This window comes from Streptomyces sp. NBC_00096 (genome assembly GCF_045041305.1).
GTDB lineage: Bacteria > Actinomycetota > Actinomycetes > Streptomycetales > Streptomycetaceae > Streptomyces.
The window spans coordinates 6886039-6908725 of sequence record NZ_CP108221.1; the positions used below are offsets into that span (position 1 = coordinate 6886039).

General features: G+C 71.9%; 20 protein-coding genes. 13 read left to right on the forward strand and 7 right to left on the reverse strand.

All coding sequences use genetic code 11. The features are described from left to right. The first annotated feature begins 8 nt into the window (after nucleotides 1–8). From modA to OG904_RS30835, 3 genes are all read left to right on the forward strand, one after another. Entirely contained in the window at nucleotides 9–821 is an 813-nt protein-coding gene (modA, locus tag OG904_RS30825) for a molybdate ABC transporter substrate-binding protein (protein ID WP_405496581.1), read from the forward strand. Nucleotides 822–861: 40 nt separating this feature from the next. Beyond that, nucleotides 862–2784, forward strand: a complete 1923-nt coding sequence (locus tag OG904_RS30830; protein WP_405496583.1) for an ABC transporter permease — start codon at nucleotides 862–864, stop codon at nucleotides 2782–2784. Between the two features lie 121 nt (nucleotides 2785–2905). Beyond that, nucleotides 2906–3721, forward strand: coding sequence for a maleylpyruvate isomerase family mycothiol-dependent enzyme (locus OG904_RS30835; protein ID WP_405496585.1), 816 nt, complete (start codon nucleotides 2906–2908; stop codon nucleotides 3719–3721). A 6-nt stretch (nucleotides 3722–3727) separates the two neighbouring features. Here the strand turns inward: OG904_RS30835 and OG904_RS30840 are convergent, their stop codons facing one another. The 6 genes from OG904_RS30840 to OG904_RS30865 all read right to left on the reverse strand — a co-directional run bounded on the left by OG904_RS30840 (nucleotide 3728) and on the right by OG904_RS30865 (nucleotide 10694). Further along, entirely contained in the window at nucleotides 3728–5206 is a 1479-nt protein-coding gene (locus OG904_RS30840) for a branched-chain amino acid ABC transporter substrate-binding protein (RefSeq protein ID WP_405496587.1), read from the reverse strand. A gap of 4 nt (nucleotides 5207–5210) precedes the next feature. Beyond that, complete coding sequence (locus tag OG904_RS30845; RefSeq protein ID WP_405496589.1) at nucleotides 5211–7211, reverse strand: hypothetical protein; 2001 nt, start codon at nucleotides 7209–7211, stop codon at nucleotides 5211–5213. 137 nt (nucleotides 7212–7348) lie between these two features. Continuing rightward, nucleotides 7349–8011, reverse strand: coding sequence for a methionine ABC transporter permease (locus OG904_RS30850; RefSeq protein ID WP_405496591.1), 663 nt, complete (start codon nucleotides 8009–8011; stop codon nucleotides 7349–7351). After that, a complete protein-coding gene (locus OG904_RS30855) occupies nucleotides 8008–9024 on the reverse strand; it encodes a methionine ABC transporter ATP-binding protein (protein WP_405496593.1) in 1017 nt (338 codons plus the stop codon). Before OG904_RS30855 ends, OG904_RS30850 begins: the two co-directional genes overlap by 4 nt. Further along, nucleotides 9021–9899, reverse strand: coding sequence for a MetQ/NlpA family ABC transporter substrate-binding protein (locus tag OG904_RS30860; protein WP_405496595.1), 879 nt, complete (start codon nucleotides 9897–9899; stop codon nucleotides 9021–9023). Before OG904_RS30860 ends, OG904_RS30855 begins: the two co-directional genes overlap by 4 nt. 129 nt (nucleotides 9900–10028) lie before the next feature. Next, nucleotides 10029–10694 (reverse strand): hypothetical protein, encoded by a 666-nt coding sequence (locus OG904_RS30865; RefSeq protein WP_405496597.1) that lies wholly within the window; start codon nucleotides 10692–10694, stop codon nucleotides 10029–10031. 308 nt (nucleotides 10695–11002) lie between these two features. Between OG904_RS30865 and OG904_RS30870 the strand changes: the two genes are divergently transcribed. The 7 genes from OG904_RS30870 to OG904_RS30900 all read left to right on the forward strand — a co-directional run bounded on the left by OG904_RS30870 (nucleotide 11003) and on the right by OG904_RS30900 (nucleotide 18867). Next, a complete protein-coding gene (locus tag OG904_RS30870; protein WP_405496599.1) occupies nucleotides 11003–12124 on the forward strand; it encodes a glutamate--cysteine ligase in 1122 nt (373 codons plus the stop codon). A 474-nt stretch (nucleotides 12125–12598) separates the two neighbouring features. Continuing rightward, nucleotides 12599–13288, forward strand: a complete 690-nt coding sequence (locus tag OG904_RS30875; protein ID WP_405496601.1) for a DUF4232 domain-containing protein — start codon at nucleotides 12599–12601, stop codon at nucleotides 13286–13288. 43 nt (nucleotides 13289–13331) lie between these two features. Further along, nucleotides 13332–14081 carry a VanZ family protein gene (locus OG904_RS30880; protein ID WP_405496603.1) on the forward strand — a complete coding sequence of 250 codons (750 nt, stop codon included), beginning with the start codon at nucleotides 13332–13334 and terminating at the stop codon, nucleotides 14079–14081. 68 nt (nucleotides 14082–14149) lie between these two features. Further along, on the forward strand, nucleotides 14150–14845 hold the full coding sequence (locus OG904_RS30885) for a response regulator transcription factor (protein WP_405496605.1): 696 nt from the start codon (nucleotides 14150–14152) through the stop codon (nucleotides 14843–14845). Then, nucleotides 14838–15917 (forward strand): sensor histidine kinase, encoded by a 1080-nt coding sequence (locus OG904_RS30890; protein WP_405496607.1) that lies wholly within the window; start codon nucleotides 14838–14840, stop codon nucleotides 15915–15917. The genes OG904_RS30885 and OG904_RS30890 overlap by 8 nt, the downstream gene beginning before the upstream one ends. 140 nt (nucleotides 15918–16057) lie before the next feature. Then, a complete protein-coding gene (locus OG904_RS30895; RefSeq protein WP_405496609.1) occupies nucleotides 16058–16690 on the forward strand; it encodes a pyridoxamine 5'-phosphate oxidase family protein in 633 nt (210 codons plus the stop codon). A 71-nt stretch (nucleotides 16691–16761) separates the two neighbouring features. Beyond that, nucleotides 16762–18867 (forward strand): SpoIIE family protein phosphatase, encoded by a 2106-nt coding sequence (locus OG904_RS30900; RefSeq protein ID WP_405496611.1) that lies wholly within the window; start codon nucleotides 16762–16764, stop codon nucleotides 18865–18867. On the opposite strand, the gene OG904_RS30905 is transcribed toward OG904_RS30900, so the two are convergent. Then, entirely contained in the window at nucleotides 18864–20330 is a 1467-nt protein-coding gene (locus OG904_RS30905; RefSeq protein WP_405496613.1) for a carboxylesterase/lipase family protein, read from the reverse strand. The two genes, OG904_RS30900 and OG904_RS30905, sit on opposite strands and share 4 nt — an antisense overlap. A gap of 108 nt (nucleotides 20331–20438) precedes the next feature. On the opposite strand from OG904_RS30905, the gene OG904_RS30910 reads away from it, so the two are divergent. The 3 genes from OG904_RS30910 to OG904_RS30920 are packed head-to-tail and all read left to right on the forward strand — an operon-like array spanning nucleotide 20439 to nucleotide 22682. Continuing rightward, on the forward strand, nucleotides 20439–20672 hold the full coding sequence (locus OG904_RS30910; protein WP_405496615.1) for a hypothetical protein: 234 nt from the start codon (nucleotides 20439–20441) through the stop codon (nucleotides 20670–20672). Between the two features lie 3 nt (nucleotides 20673–20675). Further along, complete coding sequence (locus tag OG904_RS30915; protein WP_405496617.1) at nucleotides 20676–21569, forward strand: LysR family transcriptional regulator; 894 nt, start codon at nucleotides 20676–20678, stop codon at nucleotides 21567–21569. Nucleotides 21570–21626: 57 nt separating this feature from the next. Beyond that, complete coding sequence (locus OG904_RS30920) at nucleotides 21627–22682, forward strand: tartrate dehydrogenase (protein WP_405496619.1); 1056 nt, start codon at nucleotides 21627–21629, stop codon at nucleotides 22680–22682. Nucleotides 22683–22687: the final 5 nt, after the last annotated feature.

The following is a 22687-nucleotide window of genomic DNA, read 5'->3' on the forward strand; positions in this document are numbered from 1 at the left end:
CCACGACCATGTCCCGAACCCCCACCACCCGCCGCGCCGCCGCCGGTCTGCTCGCCGGCGCCCTGCTGATCCCCGCGCTGGCCGCCTGTTCCAGCAGCGACGGCAAGGACAGCGCGAGCTCGGCGAGCCCGAGCGGTTCCGCGTCGGTGGCGCCGAAGGCGGACCTGACGGTCCTGGCCGCGGCTTCCCTCACCGACGTGTTCAAGGCCGCGGGTGCCGAGTACGAGAAGACGCACCCGGGCACGAAGGTGAAGTTCTCCTTCGCCGGTTCGCAGGAGCTGGCCGCGCAGGTGAAGCAGGGCGCGCCGGCCGACGTACTGGTCACCGCCGACACGAAGACCATGGACGGCCTGAAGCCGGATGTGAACGACCCGACGATCATCGCGAAGAATCGGTTGGTCATCGCGACGGGCAAGGGCAACCCCTTCAAGATCGATGACCTGAAGGACCTGGCCGACACCAGGGTCAAGGTGGTCCTCGCCGCGCCCGAGGTCCCGGTCGGCCGCTACAGCAAGCAGATCCTCGACGCGCAGCAGATCGAGGTGAAGCCGGTCTCCCAGGAGCCGAACGTCCGCGCGGTCCTGTCCAAGGTCGAGCTCGGCGAGGCCGACGCGGGCCTGGTCTACAAGACCGACGCCGCGACCGCCAAGGACGAGGTCGTCGCCGTCGACATCCCCGACGACCAGAACGCCGTGGCCTCGTACCCGGCCGCCTCGCTGAAGGGCTCCAAGAACGCGGCCGCGGCCGACGCCTTCGTCGCCTGGCTGTCCACTCCCGAGGCACAGAAGTTCCTTCAGGACGCGGGCTTCCAGAAGCCGTAACCGCCCGCCCGCCCCCGACCTCCGCCGAGGACCGCCCTTCATGCTCCGTGGCCGCCGCATATCCGGCACCCGCCCCTCACCCGCCCTGGCGCTGCCCGCGGTGCTGGCCGTCGCGTTCCTGCTGCTGCCGCTCATCGGCATCCTGGTGCGCACCGAGTGGGGCGAGCTCGCCGGCCACCTCACCAGCCCGCCGGTGGTCGAGGCGCTCGAGCTGTCGCTGCTCGTCTCCTTCGCCGCGCTCGGCCTCTCCCTGGTCCTCGGGGTGCCGCTGGCCTGGCTGCTGGCCCGGGTGGAGTTCCCGGGGAAGACGTTCGTACGGTCCCTCGTGCTGCTGCCGATGGTGCTCCCGCCGACCGTCGGCGGTGTCGCCCTGCTGCTCGGATTCGGGCGGCGCGGACTGCTCGGGCCGTGGCTGGAGAACACCTTCGGGATCGTCTTCCCCTTCCACACCTCCGGCGCGGTGCTCGCCGCGACCTTCGTCGCGATGCCCTTCCTCGTGATCAGCCTGGAAGGCACCCTCGCGGGCCTGAAGCCCTCCTACGAGGAGACCGCGTCCTCCCTCGGTGCTTCCCCGGTCCGGGTGTTCTTCACCGTCACCCTCCCGATGGTCGCCCCCGGGCTGGCCGCCGGAGCCGCCCTCTCGTGGGCCCGCGCGCTCGGTGAGTTCGGTGCCACGATCACCTTTGCGGGGAACCTGCCCGGCGAGACCCAGACCCTGCCGCTCCAGGTCTACCTGCTCCTCCAGGACGAGCCCGAAGCGGCCACCTCGGTCTCCCTGCTCCTCCTCGCCATCGCCATGGCCGTACTCGTGGGCCTGCGCGGCCGCTGGACCGGGTCGATCGGCCGCCCCCGCGCCTCCTCCAAGCCGGAGCCGACCGCCGTGGTCCTGGCCACCGCCGAACCCCCGGCCCCGCTCCACAAAACCGAGCCCTGGCCCCTGCACGCCGAGGTGACCGGCTTCAACGAGCTCACCCTCGACGCCGAGCCGGGCACCACCATCGCCGTCGTCGGCGAGAACGGCGCCGGGAAGACCACCCTGCTCCGGGCCCTGCTCGGGCTGACCCCGCGCGCCCACGCCGAACTGAAACTGGGCGACCTCGACGTCACCGCACTGCCCCCGCACAAGCGCAAGGTCGCCTGGGTACCGCAGGACGGCGCACTCTTCCCGCACCTCAACGCCCTCGCCAACACCGCCTACGGACTGCGCGCCCACCGCATGCCCAAGGCCGAAGCCCGTGCCGAGGCCCACCGCTGGCTCGACCGGCTCGGCGTCGGCCACCTCGCCCACCGCAAACCCGCCGAGCTCTCCGGCGGCCAGGCCCAGCGCGTGGCCCTGGCCCGCGCGCTCGCCGCCCGCCCGCGCCTGCTCCTCCTCGACGAGCCGCTCGCCGCCCTCGACCAGACCACCCGGGCCCACGTACGGCACACCCTGCGCCGCCACCTGGCCGGCTTCGGCGGGGTCTGCCTCATCGTCACCCACGACCCCGTCGAAGCCGTGTCGCTGGCCGACCGGGTCCTCGTACTCTCCGACGGCCGCACCCTCCAGGACGCCACCCCCTCCGAGGTGACCCGCCACCCCCGATCCCCGTGGGTGGCCCGGATGCTCGGCCGCAACGCCTGGCCCTGCACCGCGACCCGGGAGGGCCTCACGCTCGCCACCGGCGGCATCCTGGTGGCCGCCGACCCGCTCCCCGAAGGCGCCCAGGCACTCGCGATCATCGCCCCGGAGTCGGTGTCCCTGCACCGCGAACGGCCCGCCGGCAGTCCCCGCAACGTGTGGCGGGGCACCGTGCGCGAGATCACCGTCGTCGGCAGTCGCCTGCGCATCCTGATCACCTCCGAGCGGACCCCCGACCTGATCGCCGAGATCACCCCGCAGGCCGCCGCCGACCTCGCCCTCGCCGACGGCTCCGGCATCTGGGCCAGTCTCAAGGCCACCGAGGTCACCCTCGTCGAGCTCTGAGCCCGGAGTTGACAGCCTCGGCGCCCGCGAACTAGCGTCTGATTACTTGAAGGCATGAACTATCCAGGCCCTTAAGTGTTATCGCCCGTCCAGGGCGGAGCCATCAGAGGAAGGGTCGGACATGAACCCCGCCGAGCACGGAGCGGCCGTCGCGGCCGAGGCCGCCGGATTCGTCGCCACGGTCAAGGCGGCCGACCTCTCCACCCCGGTGCCGACCTGCCCCGGCTGGACCCTCGGGGACCTCACGCGGCACGTCGGCAGCGTGCACCGCTGGTTCACCGAGCTGCTGCGCCAGAGCATCCAGCAACCGCCGGTCAGCCGGGCGGTGGAGCTGCGCCTGCCGGAGCACCCCGAAGGGCTGCCCGACTGGCTGGCCATGAGCGCCGGGGAAGCCGCCGAGGTGTTCGCCGCCACCGACCTGGACGCTCCGATGTGGGCCTGGGGCGCCGACCAGCACGCCCGGTTCTGGGTCCGGCGCATGCTCTTCGAGACCCTCGTCCACCGGGTCGACGCCCAGCTCGCGCTCGGGCTCGTACCGCACGTCGACCGCGCACTGGCGGTCGACGGCATCGACGAGTTCCTGACCAACCTGCCGTTCGCCTCGCCCTTCGCGCCGCTGACCGCCCAGCTGCGCGCGGCCGACCGGACCATTCGCTTCAGCTGCACGGACGGCGAGGCTGAGGGCGGCGAGGGTGAGGGCGGCGACGGCGGCGGCGACTGGCTGGTCCGCCTGCGCCCCGACGGCTTCGCGCTCGCGGCCGAACCCGCCGGGCTCCGCGCCGCGGACGCCGCGGACGCCGCGGACGCCTCGGTCCGGGGAACGGCCGCCGACCTGCTGCTGCTCCTCTACGGCCGCCTGGACCACCGAAGCGACGCCTTCCAGCAGCTCGGCGACCCGGCCCTGCTCGACCACTGGTTCGCCAACTCGGCCTTCTGAGCCGCGTCATTGCTCCTGCGGCGGTTTGCCCTCCGCGGCGGACACCTCCACGAACTCCACCTGACCCTTGGCATTGAGGCGCAGGATCGGGACGGCCTTGTTGCGCGGATTGCCGTTGTTCTGGAAGGAGATGAACCCGCTGGCCCCGGCCACCTGCTGGGTGCCGTCCATCTGGTGGAACATCCGGGCCACCGCGTCACCGACGACCTGACCCTGCCAGCGGGCGGCCATCTGGATGCCGTGGGCCGCGGCGAGGACCGCGTCGTGGCCCATCAGGGCCCCGCCGTCCTCCCGGGGATCGTGCGGGAACCACTGGTCCAGCAGCCCGCCCGGCTGGAAGTTCTTCGCGGAGGGCGCGGACACCGCCTGCGGCGCCGCCCGGTACATGTCGGGGTGGGCGAGACCGGTGTAGAGCACCTCGATGCCCGTCCCGGCGGCGCGGGCGAGCTGCTCGGCGCTCAGGTTGGTCGTGTCGTCCCCGGTGAACACGGTGAACCGCTGGTCGGTGCAGCTGCGGTTGGCGAGCGCGTCGAGGAAGTGAGTGAGGTGCAGCCCGCGGCCCGCGAAGTACACGAGTTGGGGACGCTGCTGACACAACTGCCCTGGCATGTACCGCAGTTCGTTCTGCCAGGCGCTGCTCACGGAGGAGTCGTAGGTCATGCGCTCGGCGACCAGCCGGTGCTTGTCGCCGTCCTGGAACGCCTTGGTGAAGGCGGTGCCGAGGGTGGAGGCGTAGAGGTCTCCGCCGGCCACGTCCTGGATGACGACGGCGGTGCTGACGCCGCGCCGTTTGAGGTAACCGGCGCCCGCGTACGCCTCGTCCTCGTTGGTGGGCGCGATCCGGACGAAGCCGTTGATGCCCTGGATGTTCGTGGCGGTCAGCGTGGCGCCGACCATGGCGATCCCGTTCTCGGAGAAGCGCTTTATGGCCGCGAGGTTCTCGTTGTTGCTGGGGCCGAGGCCGGCCACCGCGACGAGCCGGTCCGGTGAGTCCTTGCGGGCGATCAGCTCGTCGACGGTGTGCTTCCACTGCGTGGACTTGCTGCCCGGATTGGCCATCAGCAGACGGATCTTGGGAGTGGCGGCGAGGTCGCCCTGGTTGTGCCGGTACTGGGCGAGATAGGCACCCTGGAGTTCGTGCCGGACGCCCTCGGCCGAATTGCTGTCCTCGGCGGTGGAGGTGAGCGAGGTGAAGTAGGCGACGCTGACGTACGGTTCCTTGTCCGCGTTGGCGACGACCCGGCGGTTCTCCTCCTCGATCTTCTTGCTGACGGCGTCGAGGTGCGGTGCGAAGACGTAGGAGCCGTCGCTCACTCCGACGCACTCGTCGTCCGGACCCTGTTCGACGACCCCGTCGGCGCACCTGGCCTGGCGTTCCTGCAGCCAGCCCACGCCCAGCCAGAGCGCCGCGACCAGGGTCACGGCCGCCGCGGTGGCGAGCGCGACGCGGCGTACGACGTGCAGCGGCCATTCGAGTCTGGGCATGTGCTCAGCCCTCCCAGCCGGCGGTCTGGGGATCGCGCCAATGACGGTACCGGTCGGCCTCGTTGAACAGGGCCACGATGTCGTTCCTCCGCAGTTGGGACAGCTGGGTGTAGCCGTCGGCGATCAGGTCGCCCAGACGCATGGCGGGGTCCGCGAGCGGATCGCTCCACACCCAGCGGGTGGTCACCAGGGTGTGCATCACGGACTCGGTGTCCATCACGCGCCCGGGCCGGCGCGGGACCAGCCCGGAGAGCAGTTCCAGCGGTCCGCTGTCGGCGGGGAGGCGGTTCGGAGCGGCGGTGATCGTGTCGAACTCGGAGATCCACTGCGCGGCCGGCACGGCGGTGAAGCGCCGGGTCAGGTGGGCGGTGACCTCCTCGGTGCGTCCGAGGGCGAGCCGGTGGTACATCTCCTGCACCGGCTTGCCCTCCCCGCGGTAGTACTCCGCGAGGAGTTCGTGCGCGGCGTCCCAGCCGTCGGGACGCGCGGCCAGCCGCCACAGGAGCAGCCGGCGCAGCCACGGATGCAGTACGGGGACGACCGTGACGGGCCCGGTCAGCAGCCAGCGGGCCCGGACGTCGCCGAAGAGGGAGTCGTCGGGGCTGAGCAGCCGCGTGGCGACGGAGAAGTCCCGGGCGGCGGCGCATTCGGCGAGGGCCGCGCGCTGGGTTCCGTCGAAGTCGCGCAGGAGGTGGCCGAGGGCGGTGTCGGCGAGGGTGGCGGAATGCTCCCCGGTGCGCAGCGGCCGGTCGGGCAGGGTGCGCAGCCAGTGGTCCTGCTGGGGGCCCGAGTCCGGGGGCGGCCCGGCCTGGCGCAGTACGTCGAGCACCTGGTGGACGGCGCGCGGCAGCCCTCCGGTGAGCCGGTGCACGAAGGGGGTGAGGCGGGTCAGCGGGGCCAGGTCGCTGTTCCCGCCGAGCTGGAGCTCGATCCGGATCCGCACTTCGTCCAGGTTGAGGTCGCGCAGGCGTAACGGGTACCACCAGCTGTCCTCGCTGTCGCGGGGCGGCCGGTGGGCGTTCCAGTCGGCCAGGGAGGCCCGGTCGGGGCCGCGCAGCTGCCAGGGCCAGGAGTCCCCGGTGGCCGGTCCCCAGCGGGGCAGCCAGCGGTTCGAGCTGGCGACGACGGTCAGCGGATCGCTGTCGTGGCCGGCCACGACCGTCTCGTCGTGCCGGGAACGCAGCAGCAGATCGAGGAAGTGACGGCCGTACTCCGTATGGGAGTTGTCGAGGAGCAGCAGGTAGGACCGGGGCATGAAGTTGCGGGCGGTGTTGCGCCGGAGGTCCTCCAGGAAGGCGGAGAAGAGGACGAGGTCGAGCCGGTCCTGCTCGGTCTCGTCGCCTTCGTGGCGCCAGAGGTTGAGCTCGACGAGGGCCTCCATCGGGTCCGCGCTGCGGATCATGGGGTGGCGTCCGTACCAGTGCGCCCCGGACGTGAGCCGGCTGCCCAGCCTGCCGCCGAGCAGGCCGGCCCCGGTGCGGCGGCCGCGCCGCAGGGCGTCCTGGAAGAGGGCGAGCGCGGCGGTGGAGGCGCCTTCGGGCATGCCGACCGCGCCCATGCCCACTTCGAAGAAGGCGGCCAGGTAGTCGCCGTAGCGGGCCTCGTTCTCCTCCTGGAACCGGTCGAGCCGGCGCTGCACGGTGCGCCGTCCCTCCACGAGGCTGCGCATGCGCAGTTCCTGGTCGGAGGCGAGCAGGCCGAGGCTGAGCAGCGGGAAGCGGGAGCGGCCGTAGCGGGGCAGTTTGCGTTCGAGCTGGCGGGCCAGGAGGCCGAGGGCGTAGCGCGGCAGCAGGGACTGGGCCCCGCCGAAGTTGACGAAGGCGAAGGGGTAGTCGGGTCCGAAGCGCTCCATGAGCGCGCTGTGGGCCTCGCTGGCTCCGCTGCCGGCCGGGCCGAGCAGCATGGTCACGGGCCGCTCGGCCGCCGGGTCCTCCTTCAGGCACGAGTCGACCAGCGACAGGATGCCGCTGCGGCCCCGCAGGCCCATGCCCGTACCCGGCTCCATCACGTCTGATCCCCCCCAGGACTACGCTTCGAGGAGTAGAGCCTGCCATCCTGAGCCGGAGTCAGACAGGGTTTTCCGCTCCTTGATTCGATTGGCCCGGCACCTGCCACCGCGCTGTCCGCCCCGGCCCTGCGGGATCAGCGGCGGAGCACCTTGCGGGAGACCGCGTTGCCGAGCAGCTGCGCCGACTGGACGAGGACGATCAGGACCAGCACCGTGACCACCATCACCGAGGTGTCGAAGCGCAGGTAGCCGTAGGTCATCGCCAGGTTGCCGACGCCTCCGCCGCCGACCGTTCCGGCCACCGCCGAGAAGTCGATCAGCGCGATGAGCATGAAGGTCAGGCCCAGTACCAGGGGTCCGAGCGCCTCGGGTACGAGGACCGTGAGCAGGATCCGCAGCGGGCTCGCTCCCATGGAGCGTGCCGCCTCGATCACCCCCGGTTCGACGGAGAGCAGGTTGGACTCCACGATGCGGGCGACCCCGAACGTCGCGACGACCGTCATCGGGAAGATCGCGGCGTTCGTGCCGATCATCGTGCCGACGACCCCGCGCGTGACCGGGGCGAGCGCGACGATCGCGATGATGAACGGGACGGGCCGGATGATGTTGATGAGCGTGCCCAGGAGCGTGTGGACGATCCTGTTAGGCAGGACGCCGCCCTTGCGCGTGGCGTACAGGGTGAGTCCCACCGCCAGCCCGCTGACGGTCGACAGGGCCAGGGTGATCAGCACCATGTAGACGGTCTCGCCGGTGGCGTCGAGGACCTTGGGCCAGAACGTGCTCCAGTCCGCCTTCACCGGACACCCGCCTGCGCGTGCTCGGGGAGCCGGAGCCCGGAGACGACGGCCTCGACCGCGGTGGCTTCGCCGCGCAGTTCCAGGGTCACGCTGCCCAGGGGGCGGCCGCGCACCTCGGCTACGCCTCCGTGGACGAACGTGAAGTCGACGCCGTGGACGCGCAGGAGCTCCGAGAGCCCGTCGAGTGCGGGGCCGCCGTCGGCGACGGGCAGGGTGAGGAGGCGGCCCGGGTGCCGGGCGCGCAGGTGCTCCAGGAGCGCGGCGTCCGGTTCGCCGTGCTGTGCGGAGCGGACGAAGGCGGCGGTGGTCGCGTGGCGGGGCCGCGCGAAGACCTCGTACACCTCGCCGCTCTCGACCACCTTGCCGTCCTCCATGACCGCGACGCGGTCGCACAGGGTCCGTACGACCTCCATCTCGTGGGTGATGAGGAGGATCGTGACGCCCAGCTCGCGGTTGACGCGGCGCAGCAGCGCCAGCACCTCGCCGGTGGTCTGCGGGTCGAGGGCGGAGGTCGCCTCGTCGCAGAGCAGCACCTTCGGGCGGGTGGCGAGGGCGCGGGCGATGCCGACGCGCTGGCGCTGGCCGCCCGAGAGCTGTTCGGGGTAGCGCTTGCCGTGCCCGGAGAGTCCGACGAACTCCAGCGTCTCCTCGGCCCGGGCCCGGGCTGCCGCGCGGTCCATTCCGGCGAGGCGCAGTGGGTAGGTCACGTTGCCCAGGACGGTGCGCGAGCGGAAGAGGTTGAACTGCTGGAAGATCATGCCGATCTCACGGCGGATGGGGCGCAGTCGGCGCTCCCCGAGGGCGCTGAGGTCCTGGCCGTCCAGCAGGACGCTGCCCGAGGTCGGCTCCTCCAGACCGTTGACCAGGCGCAGCAGGGTGGATTTGCCCGCACCGCTGTGGCCGACGACACCGAAGACGGTGCCCGCCTCGACGGAGAGGCTGACGCCGTCGACGGCGCGCGCCCCGCCCGGGAACTCCTTCCCGACGTCGCGCAGTTCCACGGCGGCGGTCATCGCTTCAGCTGCTTCTGGATGCGGGCGACCTCGGCCTGCAGCTCGGCGGCGGGCAGTTCGATGTGGTGGGCGGTGCCGTTGCTGGTGCGGCGGACCTCGTCCTGTACGACCTGGGACGCGTAGAGCTTGACGATCTTCTGGTAGTCGGCGTTGTCCTTCTGGTCCGCGCGGGCCGCGATGACGTTGAGGTAGGGGACGGACTGCGGGCCGGCGGGGTCGTCCTTGAAGAGCGCGGTGTCGGCCTTGATGCCGGCGAGCTCGGCGACGCCGTCGTTGATGACGGCTGCGTCCGTGTCCTTGAGGGTCCGGGGGGTCTGCTGGGCGTTGACCGGGGTGAGTTTGACGTGCTTGGGGTTGGCGGTGATGTCGTCCGGGGTGGCGAAGAGCCCGGCGTCCTTCCGCAGTTCGATGAGCTTCGCCTGTTCCAGCACGCGCAGGCCGCGCCCCTGGTTGGCGGGGTCGTTGGGCAGGGCGATCTCGGCCCGGTCGGGGAGGTCCGCGAGCTGCTTGTGCTTGCTGGAATAGAGGCCGAGGGGGACCACGGTGGTCGCGGCGATGGGTGCGATGTCGGCCTTGTTCTCGGTGTTCGACTGCGCCAGGAAGACCAGGTGCTGGAAGGCGTTGAGCTCGATGTCGCCCGCGCTGAGGGCCTTGTTGGGCAGCGAGTAGTCGTCAAACACGACCGTCTCCACGGTGAGGCCCTCCTTCTTGGCCTCCTTGGCGAGGACGTCCCATTCCGGGGAGTCACCGGAGACGCCGACGCGGATGCGGTGGGCGTCCGCGCCTCCGGTACCGCAGCCGGACACGAGGAGTGCGAGGACGGCGGCGGTGGATGCGGCGAGCAGGGTACGTCGACGCGGCAGTGCAGAAATCATTGTGTGATCCATGTGCAGAGGAAGGCCAAACGAAGGGATGATCCGATCGTAGATCGAACTGACCTTTGGACCTTCGAATCTGAGGTTCTATTCATGAATCTGCAATAGATAGAAGGGTGCCGGATCGCTTCAGTCCACGAACTCCTCGTCGCCGTAGCGCACTTCGGCGGTGTCCCAGTCGACACCCAGGTCCTCGGTGAGCTCCCGGGCGAGGGGGAGATCGGCGAGCGGGGCGATGAGGATGAGCCGGCCGTCGATGGTGACCGAGCCGCCGCCGAGGCGTTCACGGGCCTCCGGGTCGGCGTGGAGGGCGTCGTGGAGGCGGGTCGGGCTGACTCCCGGGGCCTGGATCTCCACGGCGTCGGTGTCCGGCGAACTCCGCGGCAGGCAGCGGAACGTCAGCACCGATTCCTGGTGGTACTGCTTGCGGATGACGTCGGCGATGTGGTGCAGGCCCTCGGGGCCGACCCGGTTGACGTCGAACTCGCGCGAACGCTCGTAGGTGGTCTGCTTCAGCTCGCCGGACCAGAAGACCCCGTCCAGCAGGGTCGAGGACCCGGGCTTCGCGCCGTGGGCGCGGATGATGTCGCGCACCTCGTGGTCGAAGCGGTTCAGCCGGGTCCGCAGCCGGGGGTCCGCCGGGTCCGTGATGATCGCCGTGTTGTCGGTGGCGAAGATCTCCGCCGCCGGGCAACCCCGGGACGTGACCTGATCCGCGTGCGCGCTCCCCGTGCCCGCCGATCCCAGCGCGAGGACCCCGACCGCGACCAGGACCCGCAAGTGCCGCTTCCTCATGCTCCAACTCCCTTTCCGGAAGACCGTGGTGGTGTGGACAAGGAGAACCCGATCGGCGCTGCGCGGGTCGGGAAGGCCGGCAACGTTCACGTGATCGTCAAGAAGTGCACACCGGGGACCGAAAGGGATCGGACCGGATCTCCATCGGGGGCCGGCGCGCCTGCGCCGCACCCGGCGCCGAAACCCCGCAGGATGCCGTCTGCCCGCCGACCGCCCTGCCCGCCGACCGCCCTGGCCGGGGCCCGCATGGTCGGGGCGGGGCCGGGCAGGTGCGGGGCGATGTGAACGGCACAGGGATGGGTGGCGGCATGCGAAGCGTAGGCGTGGAAGAAGAGCTGTTGCTGGTGGACGCCCGCAGCGGAGAGCCGCTGGCCCTGTCGGGGGCCGTACTGGCGGCCGCGGACCGGTCCGCCGGACAGGGCCCGGAGGGTGACGAACCGCAGGAGCACACCTTCGAGAAGGAACTGCAGGAGGAACAGCTGGAGTTCGCCACCAAACCGGTGACGGAGATGGGCGAGCTGCTGGAGGAGATCACCCGCTGGCGGGCGGAGGCCGCCCGGCACGCCGCTTCGGCCGGGGCGCTGGTCGCGGCCCTCGGCACCTCCCCGCTCCCGGTCAGGCCCTCGTTGAGCACGGGAATGCGGTACGAGTGGGTCGGCGAGCAGTTCGGCCTGACCGCGCAGGAGCTGCTGACCTGCGGCTGCCACGTCCACGTGGCGGTGGAGTCGGACGAGGAGGGCGTCGCCGTCCTGGACCGGATCCGCCCCTGGCTGCCCGTCCTGACCGCGATGAGCGCGAACTCGCCGTTCTGGCAGGGCGAGGACAGCGGGTACGGCAGTTACCGCAGCCGGGTGTGGAACCGGCTGCCGTCGGCCGGGCCCACGGACGTCTTCGGGTCCGCCGACCGTTACCACGAGCACGTGCGCGCCATGCTCGACACCGGGGTCCTGCGCGACCGGGGGATGGTGTACTTCGACGCCCGGCTGTCCGCCGCCTACCCGACGGTGGAGGTCAGGGTCGCGGACGTCTGCCTGGAGGCGTGGACCCCGGTCCTCCTGGCGGCCCTGGTGCGCGGCCTGGTCGAGACCGCCGCCCGCGCCTGGCGGGACGGACAGCCGCCGGCCCGGATCGGTACGGGCCTGCTGCGGCTCGCGGCCTGGCGCGCCGGCCGCTCGGGGCTGGACGGCCCGCTCATCGATCCCGCGACGATGCGCGAGACCTCGCCCGCGGAGGCCGTCGAGGCGCTCTACGCCCACGTGCGCGAAGCCCTGGCCGACCACGGCGACGACGAACGCGTGCGGGAGGGCATCGCCCGTCTCCTGGAGCACGGCAACGGTGCGCGGGTCCAGCGCGGGCTGCTGCGTACGCGGGGCACGCTCGGCGCCGTGGCCACCCGCTGCGCGGAGATCACCGCCGGAGCGGCCGTCTGAGCCGGATGGGGTGAGCCGGATTGGGTGCCGGATTGGGTGCCGCATCGGACGCCGGATGCGGTGCCGGATGGGGTCAGCCGATGCCGGACGCCGAAAAATACTTCGAGAAATACGGGCACTGCCCCGTTTGAGCGCCCGGATCCCGGCCACAAGCGTGGATACCGGGATCCCGCAGCGGTGAGAGGCACGGGATCCCGAGCGGGCCCGAGCCGCGTGATGGCACCCCCCCCGCCATCACGCGGCCGGCGCTCCGGCGGCACGGCCCCGGCGGGACCCGGCCGTGATCAGGACATGTGGCGGCTCACCGTGCGGGCATCGCCACCGGAAGCGTGACCTCCCTGTACGCATTCGGTAACAGCCGTATGCGGTGCGTGATCAGCGGGGAGACACGTGTCGGAGAGCCAGAAAGCCAGAGCGCCGGAGAGCCGGAGAGGTCGACAGCGGCCGCGTACGGCCGACAAACGGGGGAACACCATGAATGCTGCCGTCCGCAGGAGCCGCGGGAACTGGAAGGCCGCCCTCTTCGGGGCCTCGACGATCGCCGTCCTGCTCGTATCCACCGCATGCTCGCCGAGCGCGTCCGAAGGCCAGGGCGCCCCCAGGACGTCGGACCGCCCGAGCACGCCGCCGACCACGGCCGGCCCCACGAGCTCGCCCCAGCCCAGTGCGACGCCCACGACGAAGCCGAACCCCGGGTCGAGCAGCACCAGCGGCACCGCCGCCGCCGCGTGCACCAGGGCCGACCTCACGGTCACCGCCACGAGCCAGGAGGAGAAGGGCAAGCCCGTCCGGCACATCCTGCTCACCGCCACCAACACCAGCGGCAAGACCTGCAACGTGTACCGCTACCCCTACGTACAGCTCGGTGACGCCAAGGCCGCGGTCACCGACATCAAGGACAGCGCCGACCCCGACGGTCCCTTCGCCGCCATCGCCCCCGGCAAGGAGGCGTACGCCGCGCTGCTCCTCAGCGGACCGATGGACGAGGCCCCGGCGAAGACCTTGACCGTCGCGCTCCAGGGCCGCGACGCCGGCAGCAAGGCGAGCACGCCGATCGACGTCGCACTGCCCGGCGTGGACACCCTCATCTACAACGACTTCGCCCGCGTCACCCACTGGATGACCGCGTCGGGCCTCGCCCTGCGCTTCATCATGTCGTCCTGAGTCGCATACGCCACCGCAACATCCCCCGGTTTCCCATGAGGGCATGAACCACAACGCATCCCCGTCAGCACCGCCCCGCCGCACGCGCCGGGCGGTGCTCCTCGGCCTGGCGGTCCTCGGCCTGGCCGGCGCCGTGTTCCTCGTGCGGCGGCCGCTCCTGATGGCCGCTCCGATGTGCGCGGCGGGGCGGTGGCAGGTCTGCTTCGGCACGTTCAACGGCGTGGTGCTCATGACCTTGGCCGCGGTACCGCTGGGCTTGCTCGTGGTGTGGGCCCTGGCGCGCCGCCGGCGGGCCGCCGGCGACGCGTCGGCGTGGCGGACCTCGCTGGCCGAGGTGGGCATGGTCCACGGGACGGCACCGTGGATGTGGATGACCATGATGCCGGGCGCCGGGGCCGGCACCGTTCCCGGCCGGGTGAGCCTGGTACCGCTGCGCGACCTGGTCACGATGGGGCCGCTCGGGATCGGCGGCAACCTGCTGGTCTTCGCGGCGCTGGGGTTCTTCGCCCCGATGCGGTTCGCGGCGCTGGCGTCCCTGCCGCGGATCCTGGCGCTCGGAGCGGGCTGCTCGGCCCTGGTCGAAACCGCACAGTACGTCCTGCGGCTGGACCGGGTGTCCTCCGTGGACGACGTACTGGTCAACGCGGCCGGCGCCGTGCTGGCCGCGCTGGCGTCGCGCCGCTGGTGGCGTGCGACGGCCGAGGCGCCGTACGCGGACCAGCCTCACCCCGCGCCCGCGCCCGCGCCCGAGCCGGTGCCGGTGACGGCTGCGGAATCGGCACCGGCCGGCTGAGTCGCCCGTCCGGTGCGCACCTGCCCGCGCATACGTCGGCGATATGGTCCGCTGCTTAGGCTTCACGCATGCGCGTACTGATCGTGGAGGACGAGCCCTACCTGGCCGAGGCGGTCCGTGACGGCCTGCGGCTGGAGGCGATCGCCGCCGACATCGCGGGCGACGGCGACAGCGCCCTGGGACTGCTCGGCGTCAACTCCTACGACCTCGCGGTCCTCGACCGCGACATCCCCGGCCCCTCCGGCGACGAGGTCGCCCGGCACATCGTCGCCTCCGGCAGCGGCATCCCGATCCTCATGCTCACCGCTGCCGACCGGCTCGACGACAAGGCCTCCGGGTTCGAGCTCGGCGCAGACGACTACCTCACCAAACCCTTCGAGCTGCGGGAGCTCGTCATGCGGCTGAGGGCGCTCGACCGCAGGCGCGCGTACGCCCGTCCCCCGGTCCGCGAGATCGCGGGCCTGCGGCTCGATCCCTTCCGCCGGGAGCTCTTCCGCGACGGAAGCCACGTCGCGCTCACCCGCAAACAGTTCGCCGTACTGGAAGTCCTCGTCGCCGCCGAGGGCGGCGTCGTCAGCGCCGAGGAACTGCTGGAACGGGCCTGGGACGAGAACGCGGACCCCCTCACCAACGCCGTGCGCATCACCGTCTGCGCACTGCGCAAACGGCTCGGCCGGCCGTGGATCATCGCCACGGTGCCCGGCGTCGGCTACCGGATCGACACGCGCACGGACATCACCGGCCCAGGCAGCACGCGTGCGTAGACGTCCAGGGCTCAGCGTCCGACTGAAACTCACCCTCAGCTACGCCGGATTCCTCCTCGTCGCAGGCACCCTCCTGATGGCCGTGGTGTGGGTGTTCCTGCTGCGGTACGTACCCGACAACTCCCGGGGCCTCCTCGGGGTCTCGCCCAACCGCTACCTCCTCGTGCGCACCTTCGCCCCCGCCGCGGCCGTGGCACTCGCATGCCTGCTCGTGTTCGGCCTGCTGGGCGGCTGGCTGCTGGCCGGCCGGATGCTCGCACCCCTCGCGCGGATCACCGACGCGGCACGGACGGCCGGGAGCGGCTCGCTGTCCCACCGGATCGGCATGCAGGGCCGCCAGGACGAGTTCCGTGAACTCTCCGACGCGTTCGACTCGATGCTCGAGCAGCTCGAGTCCCACGTCGCCGGGCAGCAGCGCTTCGCCGCGAACGCCTCCCACGAACTGCGCACCCCGCTGGCGATCTCGCGGACCCTCCTCGACGTCGCCCGCAAGGACCCCACGCGGGACCGGGACGAACTCCTCGAACGCCTGCACTCCGTCAACGCGCGGGCGATCGACCTCACCGAGGCACTCCTGCTGCTCAGCCGCGGCGACGGCGGAAACCTCACCCGCGCGGGCGTCGACCTCTCACTCATCGCCGAAGAGGCCGCCGAAACCCTGCTCCCCCTCGCCGAACGGCGCAGCATCACGCTCGAGGTCACCGGAGGGGTGGCCCGGACCAGCGGCTCCGCGGAACTCCTGCTGCGGATGGTGACGAACCTCGTCCAGAACGCCATCGTCCACAACCTCCCCGCCGGCGGCAGCGTCACGGTCCACACCGAGGCGTACGGCGACACGAGCGTGCTGCGGGTCGAGAACACGGGCCGCCGGCTACCGCCGGAACTGGTACCGACCCTCACCGAGCCCTTCCGGCGCGGAACGGAACGCGTACGCACCGACGAGCACGCCGGTGTCGGCCTCGGCCTGGCCATCGTGCACAGCATCGTCCGTGCCCACGGGGGGACCCTCGACCTCGTCCCCCGCTCCGCCGGAGGTCTCCTCGTCACGGTCCGGTTTCCCGGCACTCCGTAGGTCATGGCCGTACGCCGTCGGTCGTGACCCTCACGACCATGATCGACATCACGCTGTGGTGGCCTCAGCAGCCCGGAGGCCCGTGGCATAGTCGCGGCAGGGCGGCCGGCCGGTCGCGCACGGACAGACGGGGGCGGGCAGTGGACACAGGGGCGTTCGAGGAGATCACCACCGGGGAAGAGCTGCGCGAGCTGCTCGGTGAACCGACCCCCGTGGCCCTCGGCAAGGAACGGCGGACCCTCCACGACCACCACAGGCAGTGGCTCGCGGCCTCTCCGCTCTGCCTGATCTCCACCTCCGCCGCCGACGGCACCTGCGACGTCTCGCCCAAGGGCGACCCGGCGGGCTTCACCAAGGTCCTCGACGACAGCACGCTCGTGATCCCGGACCGCCCCGGCAACCGCCGTGCGGACAGCTACCACAACGTCATCGGCAACCCGCACGTCGGTCTGCTCTTCCTGATCCCGGGCCGCGGCGACTCCCTGCGCGTCAACGGCCGGGCCCGGCTGCTCCGCGAGGCACCCTTCTTCGACGACCTGACCGTCAAGGGGCACCGGCCCACGCTCGCCCTCCTCGTGGAGGTCGAACAGGTCTACTTCCACTGCTCCCGGGCCTTCGTGCGCTCCGCCCTGTGGAAGCCGGCGACCTGGAACCCCGAGGCCGCCCCCTCCAGGGCGAGGATCTCCAAGAGCCTGGAGCGCACGCACGAGTCCCTGGAACAGCTGGAGCGCTACTACGGACCCTCGTACGACGAGAAGAACATGTACATCTGACGCTCCGGGGCCGCGGGTCGCAGGGTCTCCCCCCGGGGAAGATACTGAAGGTCACGGTGCGTGGAGGCGACATGCGTGAACCGGAGCGTCGTGGCCCGAGGCCGTCCTCGGTGCCCGTCAGCGGCGAAACGGCAGCGGTCGTACTGGACGGCGCAGGCGTGGTCCTCGCCCGTTCGGCGCGGGCTGCGACGCTGCTGGAATGCTCGCCGGGCCAGGCCTGTGAGCCCCTTCTGGGGCTGCTGCCACGATCCGGAACGGATCCGGGACCGGTCGGGCGCCCGGTGGCCGTTCCGGGTGGCCGTCACGAAGGGCGAACGGGGCAGGAAGCCCCGCTGGTCTGCACCGTCGTCCGGCTGACGGCCGGCGCACCGGGCGGCTCCGGCTCCGGCGCACAGTGGCTCGTCCTGGTCACCCCGGCGGAAACCCCGGTGGAGGCGGCCGAGCGGGACGCGGAGCGACGGCGCAGGGGGCTGTCGCGGGCCGCCGCCGCGGGCATCGGCGCCTCCCTGGACGTGACCGAGATGGCCGAGACCCTCGTGGATCTGCTCGTCCCCGACTTCGCCGACCTGGCGACCGTGGACATCGCCGAGCAGGTGCTGGCGGGCGACGAGCCCCCGCACCTCGACACCAGCGGCGACGTCCGACTGCGCCGGACCGCTGCCGCGCAGAGCCCGGAGATATCGGCCGAGGACCTCCTGGCGGTGGGCGAGGCGCTCCCTCCCGTCACGGACAATGCGCTGATGCGCCCCCTCATGAAGGGGCTGCCCGTGCTGGTGGCGGACATCGCCGTCCTGCACGCGGAGCTCGGCGTGGATCCGCGGAGCCTGCCGCTGTTCATCCCGAGCGGGGCCCACTCCTCCGTGGCGGTGCCGCTCTACGCACGAGGTCTGATCCTGGGCTGCGTCACGGTCTGGCGCAGTCAGCTGCCCTCCGCGTTCGGCGAGGAGGACGCCGCCCTGCTCCAGGACGTCGTCTCCAGGGCCGCACTCGGCGTGGACAACGCGCGCCGCTACACCAAGGAACACCGGTCGGCGGTGGCCCTGCAGCGAAGCCTGCTGCCCCGCTCGGCCCTGGACTGCGCCGCCGCCGAGACGGTCGGCGTCTACCAGCCGGCGGGCGGGGGCGTGGGAGTCGGCGGGGACTGGTTCGACGTGATCCCCCTGCCGTCGTTGCGGGTCGCGTTCGTCGTCGGGGACGTCGTCGGCCACGGCCTCGACGCCACCGCGGCCATGGCGCGGCTGCGGACCGCGGTGCAGACCCTCGCCGACCTCGATCTGGATCCGGGTGAGCTCCTCACCCACCTGGACGACCTGGTGCTCGACCTCTCCGGCGAGGAGATGGGCGGCGAGGAGACGGCCGGCGCCTCGCGCTCCGAGACGGCGGTGCTCGGAGCGACGTGCCTGTACGCCGTCTACGACCCGGTGACGCGGAAATGCGCCGCCGCCACGGCCGGCCATCCGCCGCCGGCCGTGCTGGCGCCCGGCGAGGAGCCGGTCTTCGTGGGCATGACGCCCGGACCGCCCCTGGGAGTCGGCGGCATGCCCTTCGAGGTGACGGAGTTCGCCGTACGGCCCGACAGCATGCTGGCCTTCTTCACGGACGGACTCGTCGAGAGCCGCGGCGGCGACATCGGGGAAGGCATGGAAAGACTGAGGGGCGCGCTCTCCGGTGCGGACCCGAGCCGGACCCTGGGCGAGATCAGCCAGGGTGTCTTCGACAGCGTGCTGCCTCAGGAGCCCACCGACGACGTGGCGTTGCTGCTCGCCCGCACCCACGCCCTGCCGTGCGATCAGGTCGCCGAGTGGGAGCTCGAAGCCGACCTGTCCCTGGTCGCGCACGCCCGGGAGCTGGTGGTGGGCCGGCTGTCCGAATGGCAGCTGGACGAACTGGGCTTCGTGACGGAGCTCGTCGCCAGCGAGCTCGTCACGAACGCCATCCGCTACGCGGGGGGACCGGTCGGGCTCCGGCTGATCCGCGACCGGGTGCTCGTCTGCGAGGTGTCCGACCGCAGCGGCACTCAGCCACGCCTGCGCCGTGCCCGTGAGACGGACGAGGGCGGGCGCGGGCTGTTCCTCGTCGCCCAGCTCACCGACCGCTGGGGCTGCCGGTTCACCAGTACCGGCAAGACCATCTGGACGGAGCAGCCCATCGGCACGCCCCCGGCCGGCGCCGCCTAGGCGTCGAAACGCATGACGGTGCGGGAGAGCCGGTCGTACCGGTCCCAGCGCGGCATGGCCGGATGGTTGGGGTCGCCGGTGCGTACGAACGAGATCCAGGCCCGGTGCACGGTCCTGGCGAGGCCGTCCCTGCTCCCGGTGTCCATCCCCGCCAGGAACGGCGCGTGCGACCACTTGTCGAAGTTGTCGAAGACGAACGGCAGGTCCAGGCAGTGCGGGGCGCCCAGGCGGCCGTCGTGCGCGGGGGTGCGGTAGGCGAACTCGTACGCCCAGACCGGGCGGTCCCGGGCCGCCCGGGCTTCCGCGAACTCCAGGGTCGGCTTCCTGAACAGCTCGTCGGTGGTCAGGTCGATGAGAACGTCGATCGGCCGTGCGTCCGGGCGGGCGGCCTCGTACGCCGCGTACGCTGCCGCCGCGCCGTCACCGAAGCTGTCCCGTGCCCGCCGGAGCACCTGTTCCCCGGTCGCCGACGCGTACGCCCCGCCCAGTGCGAAGGCGAAGGCGGACTCCTCCCCGGTCCAGCCGATCAGGACGTCGATGTCCGCGCCGGGGCCGTCGAGCAGGTTCAGGGCGGGCTGCCGCGCCGCCGTCCCGGCGTCGAGCACCGGCATGAACGGTGCCGTCCAGTGTCCCCATTGCGTGGTGGCCGCGAGGAGCCCGGCGGTGGCCTCGACCAGACGCGGCCACGGCACCCTGCGCAGTTCGTCCTCGTCCTTCGCGCCGACGATCTCCAGATAGGCGGCGGTGCGCGCGCGGGACTCGGCGGGCGTGGCGAGCGGCATGGCGAGCGGGAGGCTCTGCAGGACGGCCCGCCGGAAGAGGGGGCCGTCAGCTCCGTGGCCCGCGAGTGCCGCGGTGGAAAGGGCGCCGGCGGACTGGCCGGCGACGGTGACGTTGCCGGGATCCCCGCCGAAGGCGGCGATGTTGTCCTGGACCCAGCGCAGCGCGGCGAGCTGGTCCGTGAGCCAGAGGTTGCCGCGGCCGGCGCCGTCGTCCGACGCGAAGGACAGCAGGCCGAGCGGTCCGAGCCGGTAGTTGAGGTTCACCACCACCAGGTCGCCGTTGCGCGCGAACGTTTCGCCGGAGTAGTTCGGCATCGCCCCGGACCCGGAGATGAAGGCGCCGCCGTGGATCCAGACCAGGACGGGACGGCGTGCGTCGTCGGTGGCGGGAGTCCAGACGTTGAGCGTCAGGCAGTCCTCGTCGAAGGGCGGGAGGCCGTGGCCGCCGAGTATCGGGTCGTCCTCGCGGACGGCCTGCGGGGCGCTGGGGCCGTACGCGGTCGCGTCGAGGGTGCCGCTCCATCCCCGATGCGGCTGCGCGGGGCGCCACCGCAGGGGCCCGACGGGCGGCGCCGCGTACGGCACGCCCTTGAACACGGCCAGGTCACCTTCGATGACGCCGCGGATCGGGCCCGAGCGTGTGTTCACGACGGGCGCGGTGCGGTCCTGGGCGAAACCCATCCAGTGCGTCCTTCCAGACCGGGATCGAGAGCCTTGGGCACCTCAAGTTATTGCGTATTTATGGCGGACGTCAATATTATTCGATCCCTGGTTGAGTTGGAGGCTCGGATGACGACGTGGCGCATCGGTACGACGACGATTCACAAGGCGCTGGAGGCGCAGGTGCCGGCCCTCCCCACGGAGGCCCTGCGGACGGACGACACCGCACTCCTGAAGAGGTACGCGTGGCCCGCTCCCGGCTTCAGCAACCAGGTGTGCGAGGGCGTGAGCCTGCAAGCCGCCCCCCGGCACACCCCGGGCGGTGACGGGACCGTACGGTTCGTCGCGGACGGCCAGCGCTGAACCGTGGACTTCCGGCAGCTGACCTACTTCCTCGCCATCGTCGACCACGGCGGCTTCAACCGCGCGGCCGCGGCGCTCTACGTGTCACAGCCGTCCCTTTCGCAGGCCGTCCAGGCCCTGGAACGCGACCTGGGAAGCGGGCTGTTCCACCGGACGGGCCGGAGGGTGACCCTGACCGAGGCCGGCAGCGCGCTGGTCCCGCGGGCGCGGGAAGCCCTGCACGCGCTGGAGCTGGCCCGGGCCGGCGTCGGCGCCGTCCGCGAACTGCGCGGTGGTCGACTGGAGATCGTCGCGATGGCCTCACCCACGATCGAACCCCTCAGCACCATGCTCCGGAGCTTCACCGAGCGCTATCCGGCGGTGTCGCTCAGCCTGCGCGTGGCCCTCACCCGCGAGGACGTCGTCGAGAGGGTGCGCACGGGAGGCTGCGAACTCGGCCTGCTGACCACCTCGTCACCGCTGCCGGGCCGGGACGTCGTCCAGCACCACGTCGGAGAGGACAGGCTCGTCCTGGTCAGCCCGGCGGACGGCCCCTTCCCGCCCGGGCGGCCCGTGCGGGCGGAGCAGCTCGCAGGGCACCGGCTGATCGTCGGACAGCGGGGGACCGGGATCCGTGCCTACGTCGACGACCTGGAAGCCCGGGGCATCGACGTCCGCATCGCGGTCGAGAGCGAACACCGCATGGCCTTCCTGCCCCTGGTGCTCGCAGGCGCCGGACTGGCGGTGGTGACGCGGTCCTGGGCCGACCTGTCGGAACGGGCCGGAGCCCTCGTCCTCGACCTGGAACCGGCCGCTCTCCAGCACAACGTCCTGGTGAGCCGAAAGGCGCAGCTCACCCCGGCCGCCCGCGCCTTCCTGGAGATCGCCGCCCCACCGCCCCATAGGACCAGCCTATGAGGCGCATCGGGTATACGTGTTGGACCCGGACGGCGCCCGATTGCTGGAATGCGGGGCATGACCACCCACAGCATCGCCCTCATCCCCGGTGACGGCATCGGCACCGAAGTCCTCCCGGCGGCACGCGAGGTGCTCGACACGATCGGGAAGCGCCACGGCATCACCTTCACCTACGAGCAGTTCGACTGGTCCTGCGAGCGGTACCTGCGGCTGGGATCGACGATGCCCGAGGACGGCCTGGAGCAGCTCCGCCGCCATGACGCGATCCTGCTCGGCGCCGTCGGATACCCGGGCGTGCCCGACCACGTCTCCCTGTGGGGGCTGCTCATCCCGATCCGCCGGGCCTTCGGCCAGTACGTCAACCTCCGCCCGATCCGCGTCTTCGAGGGCCTCCCCAGCCCGGTGCGGGCGGCCGTGCCCGGCGAGGTGGACTTCGTGGTCGTCCGGGAGAACACCGAAGGCGAGTACAGCGAGATCGGCGGCCGGATGAACCGCGGGCGGCCCGACGAAATGGCCGTGCAGCAGGCCGTGTTCACGCGGGCCGGAGTGACCCGGGTCCTCGACTTCGCCTTCGGCCTCGCCGAACGGCGCGGCGGTACCCTCACCTCGGCGACGAAGTCGAACGGCATCGTGCACACCATGCCGTTCTGGGACGAGCTGGTGGCCGAGCGCTCCGCCGGTCACCCCGCCGTCGAATGGAACCAGGAGCACATCGACGCGCTGGCCGCCAAGTTCGTCCTCGACCCCGCCCGATTCGACGTGGTCGTCGCGTCCAACCTCTTCGGGGACATCCTCAGCGACCTGGCGGCGGCGGTGGCCGGCGGCATCGGCATCGCTCCGTCCGCCAACCTCAACCCGGAGGGCGAGTACCCGTCCATGTTCGAACCGGTCCACGGATCGGCCCCCGACATCGCCGGGCTGGGCGTCGCCAATCCGATCGGCGCGATCTGGTCCGCCGCCATGATGCTCGACCACCTCGGCCACCCCGCGGCCGCGGCCGACATCACGGACGCCATCGCCCGCGTCCTGGCCACCACCCCGGTGCGTACGCGCGACCTCGGCGGCCGCGCCTCGACCGCCGAGTTCACTTCCGCCGTCCTCCACCACCTCTGACGGGG